At 68.7% G+C, this 20517-nt stretch carries 20 protein-coding genes; 13 read left to right on the forward strand and 7 right to left on the reverse strand.

What is annotated here, in order from left to right:
* Positions 1–7: 7 nt before the first annotated feature.
* The gene (locus O3438_RS01110) at positions 8–1246 is read right to left on the reverse strand and encodes a PP2C family protein-serine/threonine phosphatase (protein ID WP_269678104.1); all 1239 of its coding nucleotides are present in this window, start codon (positions 1244–1246) and stop codon (positions 8–10) included.
* A 191-nt stretch (positions 1247–1437) separates the two neighbouring features.
* Between O3438_RS01110 and O3438_RS01115 the strand changes: the two genes are divergently transcribed.
* The 5 genes from O3438_RS01115 (at position 1438) to O3438_RS01135 (ending at position 4740) form a co-directional block, all read left to right on the forward strand.
* The gene (locus tag O3438_RS01115; RefSeq protein ID WP_269678105.1) at positions 1438–1872 is read left to right on the forward strand and encodes an ATP-binding protein; all 435 of its coding nucleotides are present in this window, start codon (positions 1438–1440) and stop codon (positions 1870–1872) included.
* A gap of 120 nt (positions 1873–1992) precedes the next feature.
* Positions 1993–2385, forward strand: coding sequence for a hypothetical protein (locus O3438_RS01120; RefSeq protein WP_269678106.1), 393 nt, complete (start codon positions 1993–1995; stop codon positions 2383–2385).
* On the forward strand, positions 2382–2921 hold the full coding sequence (locus tag O3438_RS01125) for a TetR/AcrR family transcriptional regulator (RefSeq protein ID WP_269678107.1): 540 nt from the start codon (positions 2382–2384) through the stop codon (positions 2919–2921). Before O3438_RS01120 ends, O3438_RS01125 begins: the two co-directional genes overlap by 4 nt.
* Before the next feature lie 74 nt (positions 2922–2995).
* A complete protein-coding gene (locus O3438_RS01130) occupies positions 2996–4243 on the forward strand; it encodes an FAD-dependent oxidoreductase (protein WP_269678108.1) in 1248 nt (415 codons plus the stop codon).
* A gap of 8 nt (positions 4244–4251) precedes the next feature.
* Positions 4252–4740, forward strand: a complete 489-nt coding sequence (locus O3438_RS01135; RefSeq protein WP_269678109.1) for a MarR family transcriptional regulator — start codon at positions 4252–4254, stop codon at positions 4738–4740.
* 68 nt (positions 4741–4808) lie between these two features.
* Here the strand turns inward: O3438_RS01135 and O3438_RS01140 are convergent, their stop codons facing one another.
* Positions 4809–5213, reverse strand: coding sequence for a hypothetical protein (locus O3438_RS01140; RefSeq protein ID WP_269678110.1), 405 nt, complete (start codon positions 5211–5213; stop codon positions 4809–4811).
* A 243-nt stretch (positions 5214–5456) separates the two neighbouring features.
* Here O3438_RS01140 and O3438_RS01145 point away from each other — a divergent pair, with 243 nt between their 5' ends.
* A complete protein-coding gene (locus tag O3438_RS01145) occupies positions 5457–6446 on the forward strand; it encodes a hypothetical protein (protein ID WP_269678111.1) in 990 nt (329 codons plus the stop codon).
* Here the strand turns inward: O3438_RS01145 and O3438_RS01150 are convergent.
* The gene (locus tag O3438_RS01150; RefSeq protein ID WP_269678112.1) at positions 6443–6910 is read right to left on the reverse strand and encodes a hypothetical protein; all 468 of its coding nucleotides are present in this window, start codon (positions 6908–6910) and stop codon (positions 6443–6445) included. The genes O3438_RS01145 and O3438_RS01150 overlap by 4 nt on opposite strands.
* Positions 6911–7322: 412 nt before the next feature.
* Here O3438_RS01150 and O3438_RS01155 point away from each other — a divergent pair, with 412 nt between their 5' ends.
* From O3438_RS01155 to O3438_RS01175, 5 genes are all read left to right on the forward strand, one after another.
* Complete coding sequence (locus O3438_RS01155) at positions 7323–8132, forward strand: hypothetical protein (protein WP_269678113.1); 810 nt, start codon at positions 7323–7325, stop codon at positions 8130–8132.
* Positions 8125–8625 carry a SigE family RNA polymerase sigma factor gene (locus tag O3438_RS01160; protein WP_269678114.1) on the forward strand — a complete coding sequence of 167 codons (501 nt, stop codon included), beginning with the start codon at positions 8125–8127 and terminating at the stop codon, positions 8623–8625. Before O3438_RS01155 ends, O3438_RS01160 begins: the two co-directional genes overlap by 8 nt.
* 209 nt (positions 8626–8834) lie before the next feature.
* Positions 8835–9443, forward strand: a complete 609-nt coding sequence (locus tag O3438_RS01165) for a hypothetical protein (protein WP_269678115.1) — start codon at positions 8835–8837, stop codon at positions 9441–9443.
* A 208-nt stretch (positions 9444–9651) separates the two neighbouring features.
* A complete protein-coding gene (locus O3438_RS01170; protein ID WP_269678116.1) occupies positions 9652–10377 on the forward strand; it encodes a serine hydrolase in 726 nt (241 codons plus the stop codon).
* A gap of 190 nt (positions 10378–10567) precedes the next feature.
* Positions 10568–11314 (forward strand): alpha/beta fold hydrolase, encoded by a 747-nt coding sequence (locus O3438_RS01175; RefSeq protein WP_269678117.1) that lies wholly within the window; start codon positions 10568–10570, stop codon positions 11312–11314.
* Positions 11315–11671: 357 nt separating this feature from the next.
* On the opposite strand, the gene O3438_RS01180 is transcribed toward O3438_RS01175, so the two are convergent.
* From O3438_RS01180 to O3438_RS01195, 4 genes are all read right to left on the reverse strand, one after another.
* Complete coding sequence (locus O3438_RS01180; protein WP_269678118.1) at positions 11672–13063, reverse strand: poly(ethylene terephthalate) hydrolase family protein; 1392 nt, start codon at positions 13061–13063, stop codon at positions 11672–11674.
* 86 nt (positions 13064–13149) lie between these two features.
* Positions 13150–15591: a non-reducing end alpha-L-arabinofuranosidase family hydrolase gene (locus O3438_RS01185; RefSeq protein WP_269678119.1), complete on the reverse strand. Its 2442-nt coding sequence runs from the start codon at positions 15589–15591 to the stop codon at positions 13150–13152.
* Positions 15592–16106: 515 nt separating this feature from the next.
* Entirely contained in the window at positions 16107–16787 is a 681-nt protein-coding gene (locus O3438_RS01190; protein WP_197699164.1) for a lytic polysaccharide monooxygenase auxiliary activity family 9 protein, read from the reverse strand.
* A gap of 275 nt (positions 16788–17062) precedes the next feature.
* Entirely contained in the window at positions 17063–17644 is a 582-nt protein-coding gene (locus O3438_RS01195; RefSeq protein ID WP_269678120.1) for a hypothetical protein, read from the reverse strand.
* 694 nt (positions 17645–18338) lie between these two features.
* On the opposite strand from O3438_RS01195, the gene O3438_RS01200 reads away from it, so the two are divergent.
* Both O3438_RS01200 and O3438_RS01205 read left to right on the forward strand, forming a co-directional pair.
* A complete protein-coding gene (locus O3438_RS01200; RefSeq protein WP_269678121.1) occupies positions 18339–19916 on the forward strand; it encodes an aspartate aminotransferase family protein in 1578 nt (525 codons plus the stop codon).
* Positions 19917–20069: 153 nt separating this feature from the next.
* A complete protein-coding gene (locus O3438_RS01205; RefSeq protein ID WP_269678122.1) occupies positions 20070–20363 on the forward strand; it encodes a winged helix-turn-helix transcriptional regulator in 294 nt (97 codons plus the stop codon).
* Positions 20364–20517 lie beyond the last annotated feature (154 nt).

Genomic DNA, 20517 nt, shown 5'->3' on the forward strand with positions numbered 1-20517 from the left:
TCGCGGGTCAGCTGTCGGGCGGCGCTTCGTCGATCGGTGCGGTACGGCGGATGACCAGCAGAGCGATGTCGTCATCGGGGTGCTCCGGGGCGGTGCTGGTCATGATGTGGTCGCACAGGGCCTCGGCCGGCTCGGACCGCACAGCGGTGGCGAGGCGGTCGATGCCGGTGTCGATCAGTTCGGTGCGGCGTTCGATGAGCCCGTCGGTGTAGAAGACGAGCGCCGCGCCGGGCGGTAGGTCGAGAACCGTGGTGCGGCGACTGGTCGTCGGGCGGCCCACACCGAGTGGCCGGTCCACATTCACGTCGACGAGCTGGGCGGGTTGGCCGGGGACGATCAGGAGCGGCGGCAGGTGACCTGCGCAGGAGAGGTGGACCGTCGTACGGTCGGGTGAGATGAGGGCGTAGACGGCGGTGGTCAGGGTGCCGGCCTCGAAGTGGTGGATTTTGCGGTCGAGGGACGTCAACGCCTCGGCGGGGTCGTCGGCGTCGAGCGCGTAGGCGCGTAGCGCGCTGCGGATACGTCCCATGACGACGGCGGACGGCAGGCCGTGGCCGGAGACGTCGCCGATGACGGTGCCCAGCCAGCCTGAGGGCAGGACGAACACGTCGTACCAGTCGCCGCCGATGCCCAGGTCGTGGCCGGGTGCGTACCGGGCGGCCAGGTCCAGACCGGGAATGTCGGGTAGCCGGGAGGGCAGAAGGCTGCGTTGCAGGGCAAGCGCAGCCTGCCTGTCGAGGACCTGCGCTCGGGCCTGACCTGCCGAGCTGGCACGATCGGCGACGAGTTGCAGCAGCCGCACATCGTCGGGACCGAACCGCCGCAGGGTCAACGAGCCGACGTGCAACACGCCGACGAGGCTTCCGTTGGAGAGCATGGGCACGCCCAGCAGGGCACGTACGCCCTTGGCGAGCAGGATGGGATTGACCACGTCGTCTGGTGTGACGTCGTAGATCGTGACCGGCGCACGCGTCGCCGCCACCCGGCCGGCGAAGCCGCGCCCGACCCGGACGCGGAAGCCCCGGCGCACCTCCTCCTCCAGGCCTTTCGTCGCCGTCGCGACGAGTTCGCCGGTGTGGCCTTCCAGCAGCAGGATGGTGGCGGTATCGACAGTGAGCAGGTCCCGGACCCGTTCGAGAAGCTCGTCGAGCAACTCGGCGATGTCCAGCCCCGACAACGCGGCGTCCGTGATCGCGTCGATACGGCGCAGCCGCTCCTCGTTCGTCACCATCTCGGCACCGCTCACCCCGGCAGCCTAGACGCCGGCATGCCGCCGACGGCGCGCCAGGAACGAGATCGACGGTGTCGCGTCCGCACCGTGGGGTACCTTCCCATGTCACATTGATGCCTTCGTCGTCCGGTGCACAGGTCTCGCAGGGCACACTCCGAGGCGCGACCAGCAGGTCGCCGGAGTTCACGTCCGGCCAGAGAGGGGGAGTGGTGGCGGTCCCACCTCGCGACCATGCGCCGACCGCTGGGAAGCCCCTTCTCTCGACGTCGTTCGCCCTCACCGACCTCGCCCGCGTTCGCAACGAGGTCGAGGCCGTCAGTCGGCGGTGCGGGCTCGACCAGGACGAGATCGAGGACTGGGTGACAGCGGTCAACGAATTGTTGATCAACGTGATACGACACGGGGGCGGCAAGGGTGCCATACGCCTGCTCCTGGACGGCCAGCTCACCTGTGAAGTGACCGACCAGGGTCCGGGGTTCGATGCCGCCCACTACGTTGCGCGCGTCGAGCGACCGCCTCTGTCCGGCGCCGGAGGGATGGGCCTCTGGGTCGTCGGGCAAATGACCGACTACCTGTTCGTCGGCAGCGGACCCCACGGCACCACCATCCGCATCGCGGCACGTGCCCGCGACGACGGCTAGCCCGCTGCCCCTCCCGCCCAGCCCAGGGTGTCATGGGCGTCACCTGGTTCCGGACTCCCGAGTCCGGTACCGTCGGCGCTATCCGGACTCAGGAGTCCGGATAACCGAAGGGACAACCCGATGACACCGGTACGCATCAGCGACGCCATCCGCGACGTGGCGTTCGCGCCGCGACTCACTCTCGAGGAGGCTCTGGACAAGTACTACGCCCCTGATCTTGTCCACATCGCCGACGGTCGAACGCGCGACCGTGCCGCGTTCGCGGAGATGGTCGCCGGCATTCGCAGCACCGTCGTCGAGGGCGCGGTGACCGTGCTCGACGAGCTGTACGACGGTCTGAACTACGCCGAGCGGCACCGCTACAGGATGACCATGACGGACGGGACGGTCGTCCACCGGGAGGTGTACTACTTCGCCGCGCTCGCCGAGGACGGTCGGTTCCAGCAGGTCCACGAGAGCGGCTTCGACGTCGACCCGGACCCGGGGACTCAGCCCGGAGCAGACCGGCAGTGAGCGTGCACCGGCGTGCGGACGCGCTCCGTAACCACGAGCGGGTGGTGGCGGCGGCCCGTGAACTGTTCGCCGAGCGCGGTCTGGACGTGACTGTGCCCGAGGTGGCGGCGCGCGCCGGAGTCGGGCGGGCGACGGTCTACCGGAGCTACCCGAGCAAGGACGACCTGGTGCTGGCGGTCGCACAGGAGAGCTTCCGCTCGCTGCGGGCGCGTACGCTGGCCGCCGTCGCCGCCGACGACGCCTACCTCGCGTTGCTCGACTACGTGCCGGACCTGCTCGACCATCTCGCCCGCGACCGCGGCCTCGCGGCGGTGTTCTTCGAGGGTCGTCTGCTGCCCGCCGCGGACCTCGTCGACCTGATCGGCCGACTACTCGAGGCGGCGAAAGCATCCGGACCGGTCCGGCCGGACGTCGGTGTCCTCGACGTCCGCGTCGTGCTGTGCGGCGTGGTCCGCCAACTGATCGCGCTGGACGAACGCGATCCGGCCGTGTGGCGTCGCTACGCGAGCTTGATCCTCGCCGCCTTCGCTCAGTAGGCGGCCCCGGCCACCGTGCGACGCGGCCAGACGAGCGGCCTTGCCCAAATCATCTTAGTCATTAAGATAATCGCATGGCCGTATCGACGGACTTCTCAGTGGCAATCGCCGGGGCCGGCCTCTCCGGCCTCTGCCTCGCCCAGTACCTGGTGCGGGCCGGCATCGACGTACACGTCTACGAGCGGGACCCGGGCCCCTTCGTCCGGCGGCAGGGCTACCGGATCATCCTCGACCGGTACGGACTGGAGGCGCTGCGCGAGAGCCTGCCCCGCCAGCTGTACAACCTGGCGCTGACCACCGGCGACGAGCCCGGCGGGCACCTTCGCTTCACCGACAGCCGACTGCGGGACGCGTTCACCATCACCTTCAAGGACGAGCCACACGCGACCCGCCAGGTCGACCGCCTGACCCTGCGGTCGATCCTCCAGTCCGGGCTGAACGGGCGCATCCACTACGGCAAGGACGCCGTCGCGGTGGAGAGCGGCGGGCCGGCAGGGCTGCGGCTGCGGTTCTCCGACGGCGGGGCCGCCGGAGCAACAGTCGTCGTGGGCGCGGACGGCGTCGGCTCGGCCCTGCGCGCGCAGCTCATGCCGGACGCGGACCCGACGAACACCCCGATGGCGGGCATCTACGGTCGCTCGCCCCTGCTGCGCAACGGCGAGAGCGTCATCCCGGACGCGCTGCGTACCAGTGGGGTCCTGGCCATCGCCGACCGACCAGGCCGCGCCTTCTTCTTCACCTCCATGCGGTTCGGCGAGAGCCCGCCGGAGGCGTTCGCGCGCCTGGCCCCGGGCAGCTATGCGCCCACCGGTTACGACTACGTCATGTGGGGACTGCTGCTCCGGCAGGAGGAGGTGCCCCTCGGTGTACGCGGGGACCTGCTGGCGCTGTGGAGACTCGCCTCCCAGCTGAGTGCGGACTTCCACCCCGTCATCCGGCGGCTGGTCGCCACGGCCGAGCTGGACGCCACCGTGCTCAACCTCTTCGCCACCGGCCGGCGCCCGCGACGGTGGGCGGTGCCCCGGGCGACGATGATGGGCGACGCCGTGCACGTCATGCCGCCGTTCGGCGCTCATGGTGGCAACACGGCACTCCGCGACGCCGCCCTGCTCGGCCGCAGGCTGGTCCAGGCCCGCACGAGCGGCACGCCGGTGGAGGAGGCGATCGCCCGCTATCAGGACGAGATGGTGCCCTACGCGTTCCGCGCCGTCGACACCGCCGCCGGGCTGATGCGCCGCCTGACCGGGGGCGCGATCGCACCGCACTGGGTGCTGACCCGCGTGTTACCTCGGCTGCACCGGGTCACCGTGCCGGAGGCATGATTGCGAACATGCCCCACGAGCCGGCCCGTGCGTCCACGATCGCCGACCTCATGCGCGCCGGGCGGGAGACGTCGCGGCTGTCCATGGTGTTCCGGTACGCCATCGCGGAGCGGCTGGGCCTCACCGTCAGCGATTTGGAGTGCCTGGACTACCTGGCGGACGCCAGATGTGCCACCGCCGGGCAGGTCGCCGAACGGACCAACCTCACCACCGGGGCGGTGACCAGCATGCTCCGCCGGCTCCAGCAGGCGGGCTACGTGACGGCCGAGCGCGACCCGGCGGACCGACGGCGGTTGATCGTCACCCTGCGGCCGGAGCGGATCGCCGAGTTGAAACGACCGTACGAGCCGTTCGCCGAGCGGGCTGAGCGGCTCATCGAGGGCTACAGCGTCGAGGAGGTCACGCTGCTCGTCCGCCACAATGAGCGCCTCCAGGCGATGTACCTCGCCGAGTTGGACCGCCTCCGCAGCGAGGACACCGCACAGCGCTCGGCCTGAGAGCGCCGCACGCCGTTGGTCGGCCAGCAGCGCGCCGCCGACGCGTGTGGGTCTGGCTCCGTCGCTCGTTACCGGTTACGTCGGCGCACGGAACGGCCACCGTAAAGACGGACACGGTGGTCGACAACGCGGTCCGGTTCGCCGCGCAGGAACCGGTCGCCAGCAGCATCGCCGTTGCTGACATGGACCACCCAGTCTTCGTAGTACCAGCTGGGGTCGCACGCGCAGTCGGTGAAGCGGAGCCGGAAATTGGCCTCGTACCGGCCGACCTGTCCGTGGGCGAGCGTGAACAGGCGGGTCGACACTCCCGCGCGGGGAAACGCCGCCCTGCCGGGCAGACGCTCCACGGTCACCGCCGAACCCTCGACGGCGAGCCACAGACCCATGCTCCGGGCGATGCTCACGCCGCCGGTCAGCACGTCGGTGCGGAGCGAGTAGTTGTCGGCCTCGTCAGCCAGGACGTCGTGAACCACGACATCGCCTGGCGGCGGCGCGGGAAGCTCGATCGGGCGGTTGAGTCCGCGACGGGCGTTGGCCCGTGCAGCGCCGCGGCTGGACGCGCTCCACCGCACACGTACCCGCTGAATGACGATCACCCCGAGACCATGGCCCACGGCCACAGGTCGCGCCAGCCGATATCCGGCCGTGCCACCTCATGAGGACCGTCGGCGTCTGGACGGGAAACCATGGTGCGGTCCTCCCGAGGGCTGTGGATGATGGCCGGCGTGACTGAGGATGGCGGCGGGTGTGCGGAGCAGCGGCTGTACGACGTTGTGGCACTGTGGGACGCCGAGGCCGGGCGTGGCTTTGAGGATCTGATCCAGGCTGCCTGCCAAGCGTTGGTCGACGGGCTGGACTCTCCGACGTTGCGCGAACTCGCCGGGGCTTCGGTGAACGACGTCTTCTGGGATGTCCGCGAACTCGTGACCACATCGCTTGAGGAGCTGAAGATCCCGTACCCGGGCACTGTCCCTCCCGGTTTCGCCCTTGTGTCAGGCGGGGGAGTCGCCCGCCGGCCCGGAGTCGACTCCCTCCGTCTGGAGGTGTCGCCGACGCCCCGCGCGGGCGGCGATTTCCAGGTGCAGGTCTACGTCAACGGTACGGAGATGACGGCCGCCGGAGCAGGCCTCGGGATGGACCCGTACCAGATCCTGGTGCCGACCAATCGTTTGGTGGCCGTCTCCCAGCCACACACCGTTCCGATCGCGCGCTGCGATTGCGGTGTGTACGGCTGTGGATCCACAGAAGTCACCATCATGCGTGACGGCGATCGGGTCCACTGGGACTGGTCGCTCGAGGTGCCCATGACGCGGGGCGTCTCCTTCGCGGCCGCCGAGTACGACGGGGAAGTCGCGCGGGTGGCCGCAGATCATTCGTGGGAGACGCCCGAAAGGTCGGTCGGACGACGTGTCCTGACCGACATGGACCGGGAACTGTTGCTCACCTACAATCTCCGACCCAGCTGGGTAGGCAACGATTACCGCGACACGGAGCTGTTCCGGGTCGCCCTCCAGCTCAGCGGCGACTACCAGGTCTTCGTCGACACCCCGTGGCGTGGCCGCAACCCGGAGGAGTTGGCAGGCGAGGTGTGCGCCACCTTGGCACGTCCTCCCCGCACCTGGCACGCCACCTGGCACGCCATGATTCCGTCGCTGACCACACCGCCGGAGATCGCAGGGCCGTCCTGGCGACCCGCGCGGTCCTAGCTCGGGTCCTCGTCCGAAGGTGGAGCCTGGGTCGGCGGGATCGGCGACAGGTCCTGGTGGGCTCCGGTGAACCCGGCTGTCTGCTCCCGCCCACGATTCAGATGTGCGTCGGCCTCCCGTCGGGCGGCGGCCACGAGCCTCTCGGATTCGAGCCGCGCGTCGTCGACGATGGTGCTGGCCTGTTCCTCGGCGAGCCTGAGGATCTGTTCCACGTGAGGGCCGAGATGGGCGAAGGTTGATCGCTGTCGGATGCGGGGTCGTCGCTCCACGGCCGTGGCCGCACCGTCGTCGATGTCGCCGTCCCTGACGAGATCGGGCCGCCGGGTGCCCACCAGGAAGAGCGCGACCCCGAGCGCGGCGATCGTGACGCCAGACCAGACCGCGACCGGTCCGAGGGACGGACCGACGGCGGCACCGGCGCCGAGTCCGACAAGTAGGGCGGCTGTCTTGGCTGGTTTGCGCACGATTTCCCCCTCGCGTGGTGCCGGCCTGGGGTTCCGGCTTCAGCATGGCTGACAACCCCAAACACGTCCGGTACGGCACGCGAGCCGGTCGACCGACACGTTCGCCTCCACGAGGTGCGCCGTTACTGCGAGCCCAGCCGTCCGCAGTGGTGCTCCGACAAGGAGATATGACTCTCCGGAGGTGGCCGCGCACGCACGGCGAGTGCCATGTCCGCCGGCGGGCTCCGTCTGAAAATTCGTGTCGAAAGGTGGTAACCAAACTGGCCGGCCAACCCGTCAGGTAGGAGACGGGTTGCCACGCAGGGCACCCGGCCGAGGAGGGGTACGGGACATGGGTGACGTCCGTGGACGTTTCAGGGACGATCTGGCCCAGCACCCCGCACCACCGTTGGGTGACCTGATCGAGCGGTCAGTGGCGCAGGGCCGCCGACTGCGCCGCCGGCGCCGCCTGGCGCAGTTCGGCGCCGGCGGATCGGCGATGGTGATGCTGGTCGTGATCGGTCTGGTCGCTGGGCCGCTCGGCGTCGGTGCGGATGACGCCGGTCAGCCCGGCGGGATGAACGTGGGTTCGCTGGATGGCGTGGTCGACTCGGCCACGCCGTCTCCGGGCGGCGCGTCAGACGACGCCTCGGGCGGGTTCGTGGACGGCGGCGGAGGCAATCCGAGAGGGGCGCCACAGGGGCCCGTGTCGGCGACTCCCTCGACCAGGGTCATCGACACCGTGAGGATCGGGGCGGGGCCCGGCGGCGATCTGCTGACCACCACCCCGCAGGGCGCGCTGGAACTGTTGACCCGGCTTCTGCCCAAGGGGAAGACCGGCGGGTATGCGAACCTGCAGAGCAGCGGCGCAGGTGCCGGCATGCCGTACATCCAGCTTCACCTCGACCGAGGCGAAGGGCCGGGCATGCTGCGGCTCTCCATCTACCAGGACCGCCTGGGTGACAACCCGGCGCCGGGGACGGTGGAGCTGACCGAGATTCCCGACAACTGCGTGCAGAACGAGATGGTCACCGTCTACCACCACGACGGCCTCCAGATCGATGTGATGATCTCCACCTGTCTGTCCTGGGAGGGCAAGAAAACCGTTCCGGCACCGCCCGCCCTCTCCGTGGACGAGGCGATCGCGATCGCCGCGAACCCGACGTGGGGGACGAGACTGCCGTCCGAACTCGTCAGAAGCGGTGCCAAGAACTTCGCGTCCCTGGCCCGGTCGAATGGCTGACGAGGACTTCGTGGAGTTCGCGCAGGCGGCCGCCGGCCGCCTGCGCGACGCCGCGTTTCTGATGTGCCGCGACTGGCATCTCGCCCAGGACCTCACCCAGACGACGCTGGCCAAGGTGTACGCCAGTTGGAGCCGGGTCCGCCGGGCCGACGACCCCCACGCGTACGCCCGTAAGGTGCTGTTGCGCTGCATGATCGACCAGCAGCGGCGTCGTTCCAGCCGCGAATTGGCGATGTCGGCGCCGCCGGATCGGGGCGAGGAGCATCCGGCCGAGCTGCGTATGACGTTGCTGGACGCGGTCGCCACCCTGCCGTTACGGGATCGGGCGATCATCGTCCTGCGCTACTGGGACGACCTGAGCGTGGAGGCAACTGCCGAGGTGGTGGGCGTCTCCACCGCCGTCGTCAAGAGCCAGAGCATGCGTTCCCTCGACCGCCTGCGTCGGTTGCTCGGCGAGACCCGTTCCGAGTTGTTCGCCGAGGAACGCCATTGACCGGTCCCGTCTGGGGCCGGGGTGCGACGGCTCCGAGGGCTCTGGGGTCGAACGGCACCCGCCGCGTCGGTGAGATGACGGCGAGCGTGGAAGCCGCCGCCCGACGCGTGATCTGCGGTGGTAACTATCTGTGTTGGGGAGGTTCCGTGTCCGTATCGAGCAGCGGAGCGTGCCGGGGCCGGAGTCGCGGTTCGATCGCTGTCGTACCGGTGGTCCTGTCGGCGTTGGTGGTGATGGCCACCGGGTGTCAACGGTCGGAGCCCGGCGTCGGCCCTGACGAGCGGCACACCGCGAGCGTTGAGCCGGGCGGTCCGGGGGTGCTGCTGGGGGCGGGGGACCTGGGTTCGAACTGGCACGAGGACGACGTCCGTACCGGTCTGCCGCCCTGGCCGTGGGAGCAGAACGACTGTCCCGCCTATCAGAGCAGCGACTATGCGGCGAAGTCGCACCGGCTTGCCGGCTCGGAGCGCTACTACCGGCCGTCGGACGGCTCGTCGTTGGCCCACCACGTGGTGGAGACGTACGAACCGGGGTGGGCCGAGCGGAATGTGACTGACGTTCGTCGGGTCCTGCAGCGCTGCGCGAGCTACCTGGTGCAGGGGGCGCGCGTTTCCTTCGAGGTCGTCGACCCACGTTATCTGGGGGACGCCGGCATCCTCGTCCGAGGCCGCATCGAGCGTGCCGGCAGGCCGAACACCGTCACGTATGTCGTGATGCTGAGACGAGGCGAGACGGTCTCGACGGTCCGGGTGCCCGAGCTGGGGAGCCGGGCTGCGCTGGATTCGATCGCGGCGAAGGCGGTGGCCCGTCTTGGCTGAGCGGGGAGGTCGGCAGCTGTCACGCCGTTGGGTCGTCTCCGCGGTCACCATGTCTCTGGCGGGTGTGGCGACGGCTGCGTTCGGTGCCACACGCGCTCGCGACGGTGGGGGAGCCGGCCCGTCGCACGGTCCTTCTCCAGCGAGTCCGGTCCCCAGGACACCGGCCGTCGACCGGGTCGCCGAGGCGCGGACGCGTATCGAGGCCTACGTGGAGCGGTACGACGGTCACCTGGCGGTGGCGGCACTGGATCGACAGGGCACGGCTGCGGTGGCGGTCGGTGCCAAACGGTTCGAGACGGCCAGCATCGTGAAGGTCGACATCCTCGCGGCCCTGCTGCTGCGTCAGAAGCCGGCGGGCAAGGCCCTGAGTTCCAGCACCAGGCGGTTGGCCGAAGACATGATCATGTCCAGTGACAACGATGCGGCGGTGGCCCTGTGGCAGCGGATCGACGGCTCGCGGGGACTCACCGCCGCGAACCGCGCACTCGGCCTGCGGGAGACCAAGACCAATTCGCACTGGGGCCTCACCACGACGACGGCTGCCGACCAGCTCCGTCTGCTGACCGCGTTGACATCGCCGACGGGACCGTTGACCCCGCAGGACCGTACCTTCGTCATGGGCCTCATGAAGAAGGTGATCCCCGAGCAGCGATGGGGCGTCACCGCCGCGCGGGAGTCGGGCAGTGCCTCCGTGTACGTCAAGAACGGTTGGGACACCGCCGACGTCGACGGTGGTCGCTGGCTCGTCAACAGCATCGGACGGATCGTCGAGGCTCGTCATGACTGGCTGATCGCCGTCCTCTCCGACCACCACGTCAGTCAGAAAGAGGGCATCCGCGTCGTCGAGCAGGCCGCCACCTACGTGCTCAAGGAGTTGCGCACCGCCACAGCTGGCGACGATCCGTCGCAGGGACAGCTCTCCGCCTCTGGGTAGCGCGCGCCGAGCGGCTTTCGGATTTCGCTGACAGAGGTCTCATCCGTGCTGGATATTGGTGCTGTACCGCCCTCCGAGGCCCGGATCCCAGGCCGGCACGGGGCTGCGAGTGAGACACCCCGTCGAACGTTCCCGCCGCATACGCACGTCTGCGGACATCAGCGGCAGGACTTCCGAAAGGTGATGCCGAATGACCGCAGCTGACTCGCCCGGCCAGAAGGCAGGGCTGCCCACTGTTGTGTTCGTCCATGGGGCGTTCGCCGATTCGTCGAGCTGGAACGGGGTCATCGCCAATCTCAAGCGTCGGGGCTATCCGGCCATGGCCCTCGCCAACCCGCTGCGTGACGTGCAGGGGGACGCCGCCTACGTTCGTTCCGTCGTGGACAACATCGATGGTCCGGTCGTCATGGTCGCTCATTCCTATGGCGGGATCGTGATAACCGAGGCTGCGGATGGTGCCGCGAACGTGAAGGCTCTCGTTTACGTCGCCAGCGTCAGCCCGGACGTCGGCGAAAGCGTGCTCGACCTGATCATGAAGTATCCCGGGAGTGAACTCGGTACCTCCATCAGGATGGTTCCGTGCCGTCTCCCGGACGGTTCGATGGCCATGGAGCAGTACATCGAACAGGACAAGTTCCCGGCGGTGTTCGCCGCCGACGTCGACCCCGACCTCGCCGCGCTGATGGCGGTCACGCAGCGGCCCGCCGCGGAGAGCGCCCAGACGGGATCCGTGACCAAGACCGCCTGGAAGTCCATCCCGTCGTGGACCCTGATCAGCAAGCAGGACAAGGGCATTCCGCCGGACCTGCAACGCTTCATGGCCGACCGCGCCGGGTCCACCACGGTCGAGGTCGACGGGTCCCACGCCGTGGCGGTCTCCCAACCGGGCCCGGTCGCCGACTTCATCGACACGGCCGCCCGCGCGATCGCCGGCTAGGACGCGGTCGAGACACCGGACTTCTGTGCCGTCAAGACGGGTCAGCCCTACCTCGGAGCCGTTCGCGTTCACTGCTACCAGCCGCTGACCGGCGTCACGGACACGGCGGCTGGTGACGCGCCACCGACCGCGACCGGCGGAACCGTGTCGGTGGGGAGGCCGGGCATCCCTGAGCGGAGAGGACGGCCTCGGCGCGGCGACCGGAAACGCGTCGACCAGGCCGGACGAGCGGGCGGACCCGGCGTCCACGCCGAGCCCGCCCGCCCCATGTCGGTCCGCCTGTTCAGGTGATCTCGTCCTCGACTGTGCCGACCCGCACGCGCTCGACAATGGTGTTCGGCGAGCGCGTCATGGTCGTCAGGCGATGGGCGTCAGCCGGAATTGCTGGTTGGTCTGGCCGTGGCAGTCGTAGAGCTGGATCTGGGCGCCGTTGGCGGTGCTCCAGACGTCCAGGCATCGTCCGGACTGCACGCCGCTGATGGTGCCGTTGGAGTTGACGTTCCACTGCTGGTTGGTCTGGCTGTGGCAGCTGTAGATCTGCACCGCCGCCCCGTTGCCCGAGCCTGCCGCGTCGAGGCACATGTTGCCGTACACCTGGAGTTGTTTGTTCGAGGTGTAGGTCCACTGCTGGTTGGTCTGCCTGTTGCAGTCGTAGAGGTGGACCCGGGTGCCGTTGGTGCGTGAGGCGTTGGGGACGTCGATGCACCGGCCGGACTGTGCGCCGACGATCTGGTTGGCGGAGCCGGGTGGGACGGTCGGGGTGGGGGTCGGCGTCGGCGGATCGGTCGGCGGTGGCGTGGTCGGCGTCGAGGGCAGCAGCGGGCACGTGCTGCGGTAGGTGACCACACCACTGTTGTCCAGCAGCGGGCAGAGGAACTGGCTGTACCGGGCGTCGTTGTCGACGAACATCTTGACGAACGGCAGCATGGTGCGGACCATCACCGGGTTCGATCGTCCGACCATGAATCCGTGATCCGCCCCCGCGACCTCCAGGTAGACGCTCTCGGTCGTGGACGGGAGGCTGTTGTACAGACCGGTGGCGTACGACGGGGTGACCACCGTGTCCGCCTGCCCGGAGAAGATCATTGTGGGCACCCGGTCGTTGGCCAGGTTCGACGACGGCGAGTACGGGGCGATCCCGACCACTGCCTTCAGCGACGAGCGCCGGATGGCAGCGCTCAGCGCGCCACCACCGCCCATGGAGTGACCGGCGACGGCCAACCGGGTGGGGTCGACCCGGTCGCGTACCGGGCTCTGCTGGGTGAGGTAGTCCAGTGCGGCGAGCAACTGGGTGCCTCGGGCGGTGTCGAAGTCGTTGCGGCTGTTGGTCTCGATGCCGATCACGACGAAGCCGTGGGAGGCCAGCCACGGCCCCATCCAGGCCAGCTCGGCGGAGAACAACGCCGTGTAACCCGGCGAGATCGCGATGGCCCCGAAGGTGCCCTGGCTGGTGTCGGTCGGGTAGTAGATCCGGCCGCCGTTGAAGCCATACCCGGTCGGGACACTGACCGACGTGTTGGCGAACGGGCCGTTCACGGCGGTGACGCTGGTCCGGGTCGGGTCCGGGCCGCGCTGGTACGGGTTGTCGGCGGCGGACGCCGACCCGGTAGCCACGGTGATCGTGAGCAACCCGACCGCGGCGGCGATCCCGGCCGCGGCGAGCTTGAACAGTCGGCCCCTCAAGCCGGTCGACACTCGGTCGGCCTGGGTGTTCCTCCCGGGCGGGGGGTGGTCTGCGGGTCCTCGCATTGTCGGTACCTCCTGGTGGTGGGAGAGCGAGGGGCGGGCGGGCTCGTCGTGTGCCGAGCCCGCCCGCCCCCGGTGATGTCCGAACGTCAGCGTTGCAGCGTCAGCAGACCCGGCCGGTACGGCAGGAGACCGTAGTCGCCGCCGGAGCTGGGGGAGCGACCCTGGTAGAGCAGTTGCAGGTTGCAGGCGTCGACCGTCATGGTCTGGTCGGCGTTGGTCCGCAGCAGTTCACCGTGGCTGATGTCGTTGGTCCAGGTGGCACCGCTGTTGGCCTTGCCCGCGAACGGGTTGCTCTCGGACGTGGCCTGCGGCGTCCACGTACCGCCCAGGCTGCTGGCGGTGAACGACCGGAAGTAGCGCCCGTTCGCACCGATGGCCTCGACGATCATGAGGTACTTGTTCAGGCCCTGGAGCTTGTAGACCTGGACGGCCTCGAAGAGGTTGTTCGTCGAATCGGTCATGATCGTCGTGTAGTTCGACCCAAAGCTGCCCGGGAAGTTCCCGATCGGCATGCTGGCCCGGTAGATCCGACCGTTGTCACCGGCGAAGAACAGGTACATGTTCTGGTCGTCACCGATGACCGCCTGGTCGATCGGGCCGGTGTTGGAGTTGGAGATGCTGCCGGTGAACAGCGTCTGCGCCGACGACCACCCGTTCGGGTTGGTCGGGTCGCTGGAGGTCCGGTACGAGAACGCCGTGCCGCCCCACTGGTAGGCCAGCACCCAGATGTTGCGCGGCGCGAAGTAGAACAGCGATGGCGCGACGGTCGCCGAGTTCATCGCGTTCTGGCTGGCCGAGCCCATCTGGTTGTAGTTGCTGAAGAGGCCGAAGTTCATCGAGCCCCACGTGGTGCCGGTGTCGTGGGTGGTGGCGTAGACGAGCTGCTGGCCGTTGTACGGCGCGACGGTGAAGTCCTTCAGCGACACCCACCCGGACCTCGGCTGCGCCAGCGCGCCGGTCGACGACCAGCGGTACGACGAGGGAAGGTCACACGTGGTGGTGGGCGGCGGCGTCGTCGTGGGCGGCGTCGTGGGCGTCGGAGTGGAGCCGCCGCCCAGGGCGGCGAGCCGGAATTGCTGGTTGGTCTGGCCGTGGCAGTCGTAGAGCTGGATCTGGGCGCCGTTGGCGGTGCTCCAGACGTCCAGGCATCGTCCGGACTGCACGCCGCTGATGGTGCCGTTGGAGTTGACGTTCCACTGCTGGTTGGTCTGGCTGTGGCAGCTGTAGATCTGCACCGCCGCCCCGTTGCCCGAGCCTGCCGCGTCGAGGCACATGTTGCCGTACACCTGGAGTTGTTTGTTCGAGGTGTAGGTCCATGCCTGGTTCGTCTGCTTGTTGCAGTCGTAGAGCTGCACCCTGGTGCCGTTGGTGGTTGCCGCGTTCGGCACGTCGACGCACCGGCCGGACTGGGTGCCGACGATCTCGTTGGCCGAGCCTGGCGGGTTGGTCGGCGGGTTGGTGGTGGGTGGGTCGGTCGGCGGGTTGGTGGGGGTGGCGCTGTTCAGCGCGTCCAGGGTGGCCGTGTAGGCGGCCTTCTTGTTGCCGTTGCACTCGAAGAGCAGCGGGGTGCCGCCGGAGCGCCACGAGTCACAGTCCCGCACACCCCAGACCGTGAGCCCGTTGCAGCGAGCCACGGCGAGACAGTCGTTGACCACGCTGCGGTAGGTGTTGGCCTGCGTCGTGCCCGAGCCCTCGATGTCCAACTCGGTGATCTGCACGTCCACCCCGAGGGCGGCGAAGCTCGACAGCGTCGTGCGGTAGTTGCTGTTGTACGGCGAGTTGGCGTTGAAGTGCGACTGGAACCCGACGCAGTCGATCGGCACGCCACGAGACTTGAAGTCGCGCACCATGTTGTACACCGCCTGGGTCTTGGCCCAGGTCCAGTTGTCGGTGTTGTAGTCGTTGTAGCAGAGCTTCGCGTCCGGGTCCGCCGCGTCGGCGGCACGGAACGCCGCCTCGATCCAGTCGTTGCCGGTGCGCTGGAGGTTCGAGTTACGACGGGCGCCGCTGTTGCCGTCCTCGAACGCCTCGTTCACCACGTCCCACGAGTAGATCTTGCCCTTGTAGTAGCCGGCCACGCGGCTGACGTGGTTGAGCATCGCGCTGCGCAGCGCGGAGCCCTCCATGCTCTGCATCCAGCCGGGCTGCTGCGAATACCAGGCCAGGGTGTGCCCGCGCACCTTCCAGCCCCGGGAGAGGGCGTGGTTCACGATCCGGTCCGCGTTGCCGAAGGTGAAGTTGTTCTGCTGCGGCTCGGTCGCGTCGATCTTCATCTCGTTCTCGGGAGTGATGCTGTTGAACTCCCGATTCAGGATCGTCGTGTAGGCGCTGTCGTTGAGCTTGTTCGCGGCGACAGCGGCACCGAAGTACCGGCCGGACTGGGCCGCGGCGGCTCCGAGGGTGGTCTCGGCGGCCTGGGCGAGGTTGGGCAGCAGCGATACGACCAGGGCCGCAACTATCGCCGCAATTCCGGAAAGTTTGAGTGCTCTTATTCGGATACGTCGATCGGGACGGGTCCGGGGAACCATGGTGATCCTCCAGTGCTGGGATGGGGGACCTCTGTCGCTGGTGGGGTGGCGGGGCCTCTTGGGCGTTGGCGGTTCCGATGTCGAGTCGGGCCGGACAGGCTGGACGTGACGTCGGACGGTTGCCTTAGCTGAGTTGGCTGGAGCTACGTGACCAGCGGATAGAGGGTTGCGATGAGTCGACCCGGTCGCCTGGGGGGAATCGGGGGCGGGCGCCGGGCGCGGCCGGACGGTGGGTGGTTCGGTGGTCGGTGGGGCACCTCCAGCGCGAAAACGATCATGTTAACGTTCACACTCATCGATGGCCTTCAGGCTGGCAGAAAATTCCAGGGATATCAACCGGTAGTTTCGGGCCTGTTGCGATCAGCTGGCTGTGCTGCGGTCTCTGGCCACGCAACGACAGGGACGCCTGACCTCGGGACGTGGTCAGGCGTCGGCCCTGCTCGCCGCCGCGACGCCGGATGCGCTCCGGCCCAGGGCGCCGAACGCCCTGGGCCGGAGTGTTGCCGCGTCGCTGATCAGGCGATTCTGATGTCGCTGCACCACATGTAGGTCTGGTCCATGTGGGACGCCTTCCAGATCACGAACAGGATGTGGTTCCCGCTGCGTCCGGACGCCGAGACGTTGAACGAGATGTTCTGCGCCGGCGCGTACCGCCCGGTCGTCGCGACCAGGTCGAGGTTGCCCCAGCCGAGCTGCTGCGTGGCCGGGTTGAAGCCCTGCTTGGTGACGTAGACCTGGAAGTAGTCAGCACCGTGGCTGGCCTGGTCGTACAGCTGGACCGTGAAGTTGCTGCTGACGGTCGTCGCCTTCCAGGCTCCCAGCTGGTTGAGGGAGTTGTTCCGGGAGAGGCCGTTGCTGCACAGTTGCCCGTTCGGGGTGCGGGCCTGGAACTGGCCGGCGAGGCCGTCGCGCAGCTGGCTCATCCAGTTCCACATGGTGTCGGGGTTGGACTGGAAGGCCTGGTAACACATCGGGTCCTGCTGCTGCATGGCCGGGTTCATGTGCTGGTTACCCCAGGTCTTCCAGCACTGATAGGCCCGACTCGCCGGGTTGATGATGGTGCCGTGAGCCTGGGCGGCTCCGGTGAACGGCAGCGTGCCGACCACCATCGCGAACAGCAGGACGAGCGCTTGGAGCGACCGGCGGATGGTGGACCGGGACGGTCCGCCGGATTGACCTAACTGGTGTGAACGCACTGTTCATCCTCCGTTCGTTGGTGCGGGGGGTGGGAACGCTCCCAAGGCCACTGTTGCATTAATGAATGTAAATATCAATGTTGATCTGTCTATAGCCGGATGTGGATCGAGCTGTCCGTAATCGTCGGATCAATGACGGGTCTGTGCATGGTGGTCCGCGGCTGCGGCATCGCCCGCGCAGGCATCACCGCGGCGCCCGGATGGTCAGCTCGCGGCCGGGCGGCTCCGCGTCCGGCGGCCGGTCGTCTGCGGGAGCGACGCCCCGCGCGGCGTGGTCAGAGGCCGGCTGCCGCGTCGTACCGGCGACGCTGGTCGGCCATCTCTGCGGCCGTCAGAGCCTCCTCCTGCGCCACCGTCGCGTACTTGGGCGGGAACATCTGCCGCAGCCGGTCGATGAACCTGACGTCCTCGGTCGCCTCCACCACCTGGATGCCCGGAGGGTCGGAGGACATGTCCATGATCACCGGGCCGGCCAGCTTGACGGCCACGTCCCAGGGGCGCTTCCGCTCGGCGACCCCGCAGAGGTGGAAGCCGTAGACCGTCCGCACGTCGGCGAGCGCGGTCACGTCGGCCGGCTCGTAGCCGTAGACGCGGACGCCGCAGATCACCGGCGGCTTCTCCTCCCCGGCGGCCACCTGCTGAGCACCGTGCCCGGCATGGTTGTGCTGCCCCGGGTCCACCCGTTCGAGCGTCGTACGCATCCGGGCCACGATCTGCGCCTGCAGATCCGCCGGCTCCGCCTTCGAGTCGGAGCGGTTGACCAGTACGGCCGCGCCGGCCGACGTCGCCAACAGGATCACGGCCACCCACACCAGGCGGTGTCGGTACCACCCCGCGAAACTCTCTCGGGAAATCATGACTGCTTCTCACCTCGTCGCCGGTTCTGGTGCGCTGGCAGGCCGAATCGGACGCGGCCGGCGGGTGGGACGTCGAGCGCGTCGGCCGCCGGGACGCGTGCCGGGGATGCTTACGGCGGGCGGGGATGCCTGCCGGCAGGACGCCCGTCGTCGTGGAGATGGCCCGGCGGTGCGGCAGGCGAGCGCCTGCCCAAGCGGCGCGCTGCCGGCACTGCGATGCTCCCGTGCATGCCGTTCCCAGCGCGGTTGCCCCCGCGCTGCGGCGATATGAGCCATTCCAACACGTCTGAAGGCGTTCTGGCAACATCGACCAGCATCAGTGTTGGCGCAACTTGGCCCTCCTCGCCCTGATCGACCCCGCCGAGGGCGCTGTCGGTGGGCGCGTGGCCGCCCACCGGCCGGGGCGGAGGCCCTCGCCGGCGCGGGCACCTCCGTGTCGAACTGCACGCGGCCAACGCGACCGCGCCGGCACCGCCCCGGGCGCGGTTCCCGGTGATCCGGAATGAACAGCGAGTGAGCAGGAGGTCGTTAGGGTGCAGACGCGCCGATCGACCTGACTGTCAGGTCGCCGCGATCAGTGGGAAGTGGTGACCGGCCCACGAAGGGTCGACGGTGACCCGCCGCACATCGCCCGCCGCTCGTGGCGCGCCTGCCCGACGCGAACCCGATGCCCACGCTCGTGAAGGAGAGAAGGATGGGAACCGTAGCCGAACCGGAACTCGCCGAGGCGCACATGCGTCAGCTGCTGGGCAGCCTTGGTCTGGACGTCAACTACGTCCGCGGGCAGGCCAACACCTTGTACTTCCTCGACAACGGCCAGGAACACGCCGTGGTCGACTTCGTCGGCGGGTACGGCTCACTCATCTTCGGGCACAACCACCCGAAGCTCGTGGCGTACGCCAAGAGTCTGCTCGACGCACAGGTACCCATCCATGCGCAGTTCTCCTACCACCCGTACGCCAACGAGCTGGCCACCGCCCTGAACCGGGTGCACCGCCGGGAGTTCGGCGCCACCGAGGACTACCGGGCGATCTTCGCCAACAGCGGGGCCGAGGCGGTGGAGACGGCGCTCAAGCATGCCGAGATGGACCGTTCGATCCGGCTGGCGGCACTCGGCGAGGAGATCCACAATCACGTCGAGGAGGCCCGCGCGGCGGTCGCTGCCGGTGCCGCGGTGGTCGCCGACCAGGCGTACGACACGGTCGGGGTCACCGACCGGTCGGCGGACAGCTGCGAACGCCTCGTCGAGGCGGTCCACCGGCACAACGAGCCGAAGTTCGCCAGGTCGCCGCTGTTCCTGACACTGGAGGGATCGTTCCACGGCAAGCTCGCCGGCAGCCTTCAGCTCACCCACAACTCGGCGTACCGCCTGCCCTTCCGGGCGTTGGCCGCCCAGGCCCGGTTCCTGCCCTTCGACCAGCCCGCCGCGATCGACAAGGCCCTGGACGAGGAGCGGACGTTCGTCTTCGACGTCGTGGTGCGCGACGGGGTGGTCGACGTCGTCGAGCGGGAGCTACCTGTCATCGGTGGCTTCTTCGTCGAGCCCATCCAGGGCGAGGGGGGCATCCACGAGGTCGGCGTGGAGATGGCGAGGGCGATCAGGGCCGCCGCCGACGCGGGCGGTTTCCCGGTCATCCTCGACGAGATCCAGAGTGGCGTTGGCCGGTCGGGAGCCTTCTTCGCCGGATCGCACATCGGGCTGGTGGGCGACTACTACGTGCTGGCCAAGAGCCTCGGTGGTGGCCTGTCCAAGCTGTCCGTGCTGCTGGTCCGGGACAGCCGTTACCAGCCCGACTTCGAGCTGCTGCACAGCTCCACGTTCGCCAAGGACGCGTTCTCGTGCCACATCGCGCGCGAAGTGGTGCAGATGCTGGAAGCCGACGGCGGCGCGGCGTACAGGCGTGTGGTCGAACGTGGCGACCGGCTGCGGGCGATGCTCGAACGCATCCGGTCCTCGTTCCCGGACGTGGTCAAGGACTGTCGTGGCCGGGGCCTGATGCTGGGACTCGAGTTCCAGGACCAGTCCACCTGCGACGACGAGATCATCGCATCGAGCGCACGGGACGGTCTGATCGGCTACGTGCTGGCCGGATACCTGCTGCGGGAGCATCGCGTGCGCGTCTTTCCGACCGCGAGCGCGTCGCACACGTTGCGATTCGAGCCCTCCGTCGAGCTGACCGACGACGAGATCAGCCAGCTCGAGAGCGGGCTGGAGGGTGCCTGCCAGCTGTTGCACGAGCGCGCCGGGGCCAGGTTGGTCGGCGCGGCGTGAGACGGCGTGGGGTTTCCCGGGAACCGGACGGCTGAGCCGGTTCATCGCGGGTCGATCCCGCCCGCAGGGATAGGGACGCTGCCGGTGAGGCGGTTGGTGACTGCCGTCGAGTAAGGAGCTCTAGCAGTGAACACGAGGCGTTATGACTGTGGTGTGGACGCCGCGCTTGACGTCATCAACGGCAAGTGGAAGACGCTGATCATCATGGTGCTCGCCGAGGAGAGCCGCCGGTTCGGGGAGCTGAAGCGCCTCGTGCCCGGTATCAGCGACAAGGTGCTCACGCAGCACCTGCGTGATCTGGAAGCCAGATTCATCGTGCGCCGGGAGGTCCTGCACGACAGCCGTGTCAAGGTCAAGTACTCCCTGACATCGGTCGGGACGTCGCTCAACGACGCGTTGGGCCCACTGTGCGAGTGGGGCGAACGGCTGGCCGACACCGATCAGTAGCGCGTATTGCCCCGCCGACCGTGACCGCGCTGGTCCCCGCGGTCACGGTCGGCGGCTTGCCGCCGGAGGGGAGGCGCACCGCCCGGTGCCCCGGCCCGGACCTGGGACGCGGCGGTGCCGAACGGGCGATCACCTCGGCATCGTCGCCGAGGTG

Source organism: Micromonospora sp. WMMC250 (genome assembly GCF_027460215.1).
Taxonomy (GTDB): Bacteria; Actinomycetota; Actinomycetes; order Mycobacteriales; family Micromonosporaceae; genus Micromonospora; species Micromonospora taraxaci.

What these genes read in the sequence shown, in the direction of transcription:
- O3438_RS01195 (WP_269678120.1), bottom strand. Translation starts at nt 17,644, where the DNA reads ATGATTTCCCGAGAGAGTTTCGCGGGGTGGTACCGACACCGCCTGGTG.
- O3438_RS01200 (WP_269678121.1), top strand. Translation starts at nt 18,339, where the DNA reads ATGGGAACCGTAGCCGAACCGGAACTCGCCGAGGCGCACATGCGTCAG.
- O3438_RS01135 (WP_269678109.1), top strand. Translation starts at nt 4,252, where the DNA reads ATGCCCCACGAGCCGGCCCGTGCGTCCACGATCGCCGACCTCATGCGC.
- O3438_RS01130 (WP_269678108.1), top strand. Translation starts at nt 2,996, where the DNA reads ATGGCCGTATCGACGGACTTCTCAGTGGCAATCGCCGGGGCCGGCCTC.
- O3438_RS01185 (WP_269678119.1), bottom strand. Translation starts at nt 15,591, where the DNA reads ATGGTTCCCCGGACCCGTCCCGATCGACGTATCCGAATAAGAGCACTC.
- O3438_RS01145 (WP_269678111.1), top strand. Translation starts at nt 5,457, where the DNA reads ATGGCCGGCGTGACTGAGGATGGCGGCGGGTGTGCGGAGCAGCGGCTG.
- O3438_RS01120 (WP_269678106.1), top strand. Translation starts at nt 1,993, where the DNA reads ATGACACCGGTACGCATCAGCGACGCCATCCGCGACGTGGCGTTCGCG.
- O3438_RS01180 (WP_269678118.1), bottom strand. Translation starts at nt 13,063, where the DNA reads ATGCGAGGACCCGCAGACCACCCCCCGCCCGGGAGGAACACCCAGGCC.
- O3438_RS01175 (WP_269678117.1), top strand. Translation starts at nt 10,568, where the DNA reads ATGACCGCAGCTGACTCGCCCGGCCAGAAGGCAGGGCTGCCCACTGTT.
- O3438_RS01160 (WP_269678114.1), top strand. Translation starts at nt 8,125, where the DNA reads ATGGCTGACGAGGACTTCGTGGAGTTCGCGCAGGCGGCCGCCGGCCGC.